This is a genomic window from Photobacterium sp. DNB23_23_1, from assembly GCF_052873815.1.
Map to the genome: position 1 here is coordinate 102668 of NZ_JBNNXT010000016.1, position 6034 is coordinate 108701.

Annotated in this window: 6 protein-coding genes; 2 read left to right on the forward strand and 4 right to left on the reverse strand. The window is 46.7% G+C overall.

Annotated elements, in window-relative coordinates; translation table 11 throughout:
- Positions 1-60: 60 nt before the first annotated feature.
- The 3 genes from grxB to ACVA53_RS12405 all read right to left on the reverse strand — a co-directional run bounded on the left by grxB (position 61) and on the right by ACVA53_RS12405 (position 2399).
- Positions 61-711 (reverse strand): glutaredoxin 2, encoded by a 651-nt coding sequence (gene grxB, locus ACVA53_RS12395; RefSeq protein WP_255041063.1) that lies wholly within the window; start codon positions 709-711, stop codon positions 61-63.
- A gap of 88 nt (positions 712-799) precedes the next feature.
- The gene (gene xthA / locus ACVA53_RS12400; protein WP_446505276.1) at positions 800-1606 is read right to left on the reverse strand and encodes an exodeoxyribonuclease III; all 807 of its coding nucleotides are present in this window, start codon (positions 1604-1606) and stop codon (positions 800-802) included.
- A gap of 559 nt (positions 1607-2165) precedes the next feature.
- Positions 2166-2399: a hypothetical protein gene (locus ACVA53_RS12405; protein ID WP_255041065.1), complete on the reverse strand. Its 234-nt coding sequence runs from the start codon at positions 2397-2399 to the stop codon at positions 2166-2168.
- Positions 2400-2628: 229 nt separating this feature from the next.
- Between ACVA53_RS12405 and ACVA53_RS12410 the strand changes: the two genes are divergently transcribed.
- Both ACVA53_RS12410 and ACVA53_RS12415 read left to right on the forward strand, forming a co-directional pair.
- Positions 2629-2880 (forward strand): GlsB/YeaQ/YmgE family stress response membrane protein, encoded by a 252-nt coding sequence (locus tag ACVA53_RS12410; RefSeq protein ID WP_255041066.1) that lies wholly within the window; start codon positions 2629-2631, stop codon positions 2878-2880.
- A 157-nt stretch (positions 2881-3037) separates the two neighbouring features.
- Positions 3038-4003 carry a glutathione S-transferase family protein gene (locus ACVA53_RS12415; RefSeq protein ID WP_446505277.1) on the forward strand — a complete coding sequence of 322 codons (966 nt, stop codon included), beginning with the start codon at positions 3038-3040 and terminating at the stop codon, positions 4001-4003.
- 28 nt (positions 4004-4031) lie between these two features.
- On the opposite strand, the gene ACVA53_RS12420 is transcribed toward ACVA53_RS12415, so the two are convergent.
- On the reverse strand, positions 4032-5744 hold the full coding sequence (locus tag ACVA53_RS12420) for a response regulator (RefSeq protein ID WP_446505278.1): 1713 nt from the start codon (positions 5742-5744) through the stop codon (positions 4032-4034).
- Positions 5745-6034: the final 290 nt, after the last annotated feature.

Consider the following 6034-nt stretch of genomic DNA (forward strand, 5'->3'; position numbering starts at 1 on the left):
TCGATTGTGAAAAGAAAAGCCCAGCCAATATCAATTGGCTGGGCTTTTTTAAGACAGGTATTACACTGCAATATCGTCGTATAGTGTTATAGCGGTCAGCGCTGCTACCTCATCGATGTACTGGCGGATGCGGTTGGGGAACTGAATGCCTTTGACTACCGTCAGGTTGCGCAGTGACGGGAACAGGTTGACGTCGTCATAGCTCAGGACATTGTTGCGCTCAGACGGTAACAGCAGCCATGATAGCAGCGCGAAGGAGTCATTGAGCTCGGCCAAATACGCTTCAGTCTTGCTAAAGGCATCATCAAAATCTTGCTCAATCATTGCTGCCTTGTTTTTGGTGAACCATGCCTTGGCTTCTTCACATTGAAATTCCGGCAGTTCGACTTTCATCCAGCGCGGGTATAGTAAGCGGCTGCTGAATGGACGGGCAACATTCGACCAAGTGCTGATGTTGTCGTCGTTGCTGCCGGTTGCCAATATCGGGTTGCCATCAAGGGCGTCGATATAAGCAGCGATATCCAAGCTTTCGGCCATGTAGCTGCCGTCTTCTTTTTGCAATATAGGTACGAGGTTAGCACCGACTTTGTCGATACGTGCATCTACGTCATGGTTCTGCAGGTAGACCAGTTCAATATCAGCCCTCTTCAGGCCCGCCACCATCATGGCTTTGATACAGAAAGGGCAGTGATCAAATACAAATAGTTTCATCTTCTTTCCTTGTGAGTCAACTTGTGCATTGGAATTGCCAGTGAGGAAAAATCATTTCACTCACTGATTTTATGTGTATGACTTAGCCTTACTGGAAGGTTGACCAAATAGGCGCGTGGTCAGATGGTTTTTCGATACCACGAAGTTCGTAGTCGATACCCGCTGCAATGCAGCGCTCAGCCAGTGTAGGCGTTGCCAGAATAACGTCGATGCGTAGGCCCCGGTTATCCACGAAGCCTTTTGAGCGATAGTCGAACCACGAGAACTGGTCGTCAACATCTGGATGAAGTTGGCGGAAGGTGTCAACAAAACCCCAGTCGAGCAAGGTATTAAGCCATTCGCGCTCAATAGGCTGGAACGAACACTTGCCGGTTTTTAGCCAGCGCTTGGCGTTGGCTGGGCCGATACCTATATCTAGGTCAATTGAGCTGATGTTGATATCACCCATTACAATCACTTCTTCATCGTTGTTGTGGTGATCGTTGAGGTACGTCATCAGGTCGGCGTAGAATTTCTCTTTGGCCGGGAATTTGGTTTCGTGGCTGATGTTGTCGCCCTGTGGGAAGTAGCCGTTCAATACCGTTACCTTGCGGCCATCTTCCTGCTCGAATGTTGCCATGATCATGCGGCGCTGGGCGTCTTCATCATCGGTCGGGAAGCCTTTGCGTACTTCAATGGGCGTTTGCTTGCACAGCATTGCCACGCCGTAGTGGGCTTTCTGGCCGTGGTGGTAGACCTTATAACCCATGGCCTCGACATCTTCGATCGGGAAAGCTTCGTCATGGACCTTGATTTCTTGCAAGCCGATCACATCTGGCTGGTGTTTGTCGATCAAAGCTTGCAGTTGGTGAAGGCGGGCACGAAGGCCGTTGATATTGAAGGAAATGACTTTCATTGATTTTGATGTCCTTGATTGTATTGGTTGCTGATGCAAACGCTACATCTGGCTGATTTTGCTCAGATCCAAGAGTTATACCAATCTGGATAAGTAGTTGATCTATAGATTGCACAGGAAAAATTGTTGTTATCAAGGTGGAGGTTGTAGTAACTAGTGGCTCTAATTACAAAACCTCTAACGCAGCTAACAGCGATTTTAGCCAGCAAGATTGATCAAATACTTATGTCGGTTGGTATTATAGTAATGGGTTGATATTACCATCATTTCTCGTCAATTGGCTGCTCTATGCGCGATAAAGTACAGCTACTACTCGAACTGAGAGCAACAGCTGACATAAAATTAATGGCTCATAATAACTGGCGATAAAGGGCTAGGAGAATATGGAGGCAAGCATGCTTCCCAAAGGTCGAATCAATTTGCTCAACCTTCGGGAGTGTGAACCTAAGAGGACGGTGCCAGAGCTTTACCTTGTGGGTTGTTTAAGGTAAATGACCATTGGAAATAGCCCGCCTACTTTGCTGGAGGTGTACACATGTAAAGAGTATTCGGTCAAGGATTAGTAATCGTCATCTTCTGAGTTTTCAATCTCTTGCTCCTCAGGCATGTCGGAATCGTCATGCTCTTCCGTTTCCTCCATCGTTTCCGCTTCTTCATTGTCATGCATTTCTTCCATACCGCTCTCAGCTTCTGTTGCGGCTTCAGGAGAGGAAGCCGGTGGTGTGGGCTCACCGCAGCCAGTGAGTAGTGATGCCAAGAGTATAAAAAAGCCAATAGTCAGTTTGTTCAACATATACATCGTCCTCATGCTGGGAAGGCTTTAGATGAATAAGCCGTATGGCTCTTAAGGTTAGTGCAATAAGGTGCGATCTGCTGCACTTTATCCGCAATCAATGATGTGCTCGAGAAAGGTGAAGCATTCAAACAACTCCCCGATTTATGGTGGAGGATATATCGATATTAAACGACCTTGTCTAAGCTCAATTAGGTACCATTCAAACAACTGATAGCGAGGGTAAAGTATGGGATTTATTTCGTGGATCATCTTGGGTTTGATTGCTGGCGCATTGGCGAAGTGGTTAATGCCGGGTGATGATGGTGGTGGTTGGTTGGCAACTATTGGGCTGGGGATTGCGGGGGCTTTTGTCGGAGGCTGGGTTGGTTCATTTATCGGCCTTGGCGCGGCAACTGGGGTGAATATCGGTAGCTTGATCACGGCAACGTTCGGGGCATTAATCTTATTGTTTGCCTATAACAAGTTTTTACGCAAGTAATTTTCCCGGCTAAAGGGTGAAGTTGTTCAAGGAAATTGATGATCTTGTTCAGTTTCAGCCTCCGGACATCTTGTAACCCGCTCCTTATAATCGAGACATAGTTGATAGCTATGCGTGATTGAAAAAAGACATAGACGATTAAAGCGAGGAGTGGCTGATGGGCAAGTTGGTAAAAGGTGTTTGGCACGATGTTTGGTATGACACCGAACAAAGCAAGGGCGAGTTTATCCGCGAGGATGCGGGATTTCGCAATTGGTTGACTGTCGACGGCGGTGCTGGACCCAATGGGGAAATCGGATTTAAGGCTGAATCTGGCCGCTACCACCTTTTTATTTCGCTTGCTTGCCCGTGGGCGCACCGCACCCTAATTTTCCATGCCCTGAAAGGGTTGGCACCGCACATTGGCGTCACGGTTGTTAGTCCAGATATGCAAACCAAAGGTTGGGAGTTTTCCCAGCCTGATCCCCTGTATGGTTTTGAATGCCTGCATCAAATTTATACCCAGGCTAAGAGTGATTATACCGGTAGGGTTACAGTACCTGTGCTTTGGGATAAGAAAACAGAAACCATTGTCAGCAATGAGTCGTCTGAGATAATCCGGATGTTCAATGATGCTTTCAATGACATCACGGGCAATCAGCAGGACTTCTATCCTCATGCTTTGCGTCAGGAAATTGAGCAGTGGAACGAATTTATTTACCCCAACATCAATAACGGGGTATATCGCTGCGGTTTTGCCACCACCCAAGAGGCGTACGAAGAGGCCTTTGATAACCTGTTCAGTGCACTAGATAGACTTGAGAGCCATTTGGCGGCAAGCCGATATTTGGTAGGAAACACACTGACTGAAGCAGACTGGCGATTGTTCACCACCTTGGTACGGTTTGATGCGGCGTATGTTGGCCATTTTAAATGTAACCTCAAACGCATTGCTGATTACCCCAGCATTCAGGGTTATCTGAAAGAGCTTTATCAGTATCCGGCCATCGCTGATACTGTCGACCTGTACCATATCAAGCGGCACTATTACTTCAGCCATAACATGATTAACCCGACAGGTATTGTTCCTAAAGGGCCTGAGCTGGATTTATTGTCGCCACACGGCCGTGCTAGCCTGAGATAACAGTCTCTGAATAAAGACATCCAAATGCCTACCCAGCGCTTTCTACCTCAAGAAAACGTTGGGTTTGTTTTTGGTAGGTGAGTGCCATTTTATGCAGGTGAGGCGAGGCCCGTTTGCTGGTCATCCCCTCTAAGATTTGCTTGCGCCAGGCTTCTAAATCTCCGGGCAGAGGCATGTAGGTGATGGCTTTCATATTGCTTCTTATATCCTTATCACTGCCCGTGTTGAGATCCAGCATACATTGCAGGTAGCCAAGGTTGGCTTCACTGCAAAATGGGTATTCATGGACAATATTCTGGTAGTAGAAAAAAGCTTGTTCCGGTGAGGTTTGCAACATTTGATAAGCCGCTTTTAATTGGCTTTCTAGTTGTTTGATCCTTTCGGCAAGGTGGCTTTGCTGCTTGATATCGTTGAGCCGGTTTTGGCTGTGGCCATCAAAGCGATTTCGCTTTTCAATTGCCTGCATCACGCTGCTGATCAATTGTGTTTCGCCGAAATGCACCAGTAGGGGGAGGGTGTCTGCCAACACCACCGATGGTAGCTTTGGGATCTTGTTGAAAAAATATGAGAGCCCCAGCAACAACCGCCGCTTGGCCTTCAGGGGCTGAGCATTACCCAGTAACAATCTGCTCGTGATGACATGACTGTAAGTGGTTAAAAAGGGTTTTTGTGCTGCCAACACTCTATAATGAGCGCGATTGTTGATTTTTTGTAGTTCGAGTTTGAGTTGCTGGCGCTGAATCAGTGACGGCTGGTTAAAATAGACCTGTTCGAAAATAGCCATATACTCTGCTAGGCAGATGATCCATTCGACATCGATAATCGGCAGATGATTTGCCAAACTATGCCCGGCTTTGATGACCTCTTCAACTCGGTCGAGATCGGCAGCCAGTTGCGCGACTCGAAGGGCGCGGTAGCTAATGCTCGGTGTGAGCTTGAGTGCTTTCTGGGCGCTGTTCAGCGCATCGTAATACGCTTTGTCCTGCTCTTGGTAATTGGCAAGGTAATCGTATAGCTCAATATGAAGAGGTGATTGCTGAAGTTGGCATTCAAGTAAATGGATTGCAGCTTTGAGCTGGTTATTATGGTGCAGTATCTTGGCCAGAATTAGGCTTAGTTTTGGTGATGGGTGATGCTTTTTTAATATATTGGCGTATTTCTCGGCTTGAAGCCATTGGCCGTCTTCGAGCATTAAATCGAGCAGCAGCCCTTCGAGCTTGTGGTGGTAGCCAGCATGTATCAATTGCTTTTTACATTGGATAATCGCTTTTTGTCGGTCTTGGTTTATCAGTGCCTTATAGACGGGGGTGCGAACTGCACACTCATAAAGTGTTGTTATCAGTTTGTCTTTGACTATGTCGGAAGTGATTGGTTTGGTCATGAAGCTGTCAGGCTCTACCGACATACTGGTTAATATTACCTCGGCAGAGTTATCGCCTGAAATCATAATAATGCCGCAGTAGGGGGAAATGAGCCTTTTCCGGCGAAGCAAGTTAATTAGTTCGGTTCCCGTAAATGGGCCTTCGAGGTGATAATCAATGAGCAGGACATCAAACGAATGATGTTCGCAATGCTGCATGGCTTGTTTATAGCTAAGCGCAGTGTCTACATGATTTAACCCGATTTGTAGCAAAATAGACTTGAGCATGGTGGTAGAAAGGCGCTGATCGTCAACAATCAAGGCTTTCACCGCATGCAGGGGGAACGCTTGTCTTCCTGACGGGCTTGTATTTTTTGGCATTTCCCTATTCCAAGTCATATGCTACGAATTGAATTTTAGGCATACATGAGACTTTTAGCCAAATAAGGGCAGAGTTTGAATGTGATTTTGATGGCTAAGGAGGAACCAAGGGTTAATACCAATCTGGATAAGTCGTTGTTCAAATATTTATGTAGATTGGTATCATGCAGATTTAGGCATGAAAAAAGCCAGTAGCTTAAGCTACTGGCTTTGAAATGATGGTGGAGGGAGATGGATTCGAACCATCGAAGGCAGAGCCGTCAGATTTACAGTCTGATCCCTTTGGCCAC

Bases quoted from the DNA above. Each gene is read 5' to 3' on its own strand.
- grxB (WP_255041063.1), bottom strand. From the start codon at position 711: ATGAAACTATTTGTATTTGATCACTGCCCTTTCTGTATCAAAGCCATG.
- xthA (WP_446505276.1), bottom strand. From the start codon at position 1,606: ATGAAAGTCATTTCCTTCAATATCAACGGCCTTCGTGCCCGCCTTCAC.
- ACVA53_RS12405 (WP_255041065.1), bottom strand. From the start codon at position 2,399: ATGTTGAACAAACTGACTATTGGCTTTTTTATACTCTTGGCATCACTA.
- ACVA53_RS12410 (WP_255041066.1), top strand. From the start codon at position 2,629: ATGGGATTTATTTCGTGGATCATCTTGGGTTTGATTGCTGGCGCATTG.
- ACVA53_RS12415 (WP_446505277.1), top strand. From the start codon at position 3,038: ATGGGCAAGTTGGTAAAAGGTGTTTGGCACGATGTTTGGTATGACACC.
- ACVA53_RS12420 (WP_446505278.1), bottom strand. From the start codon at position 5,744: ATGCCAAAAAATACAAGCCCGTCAGGAAGACAAGCGTTCCCCCTGCAT.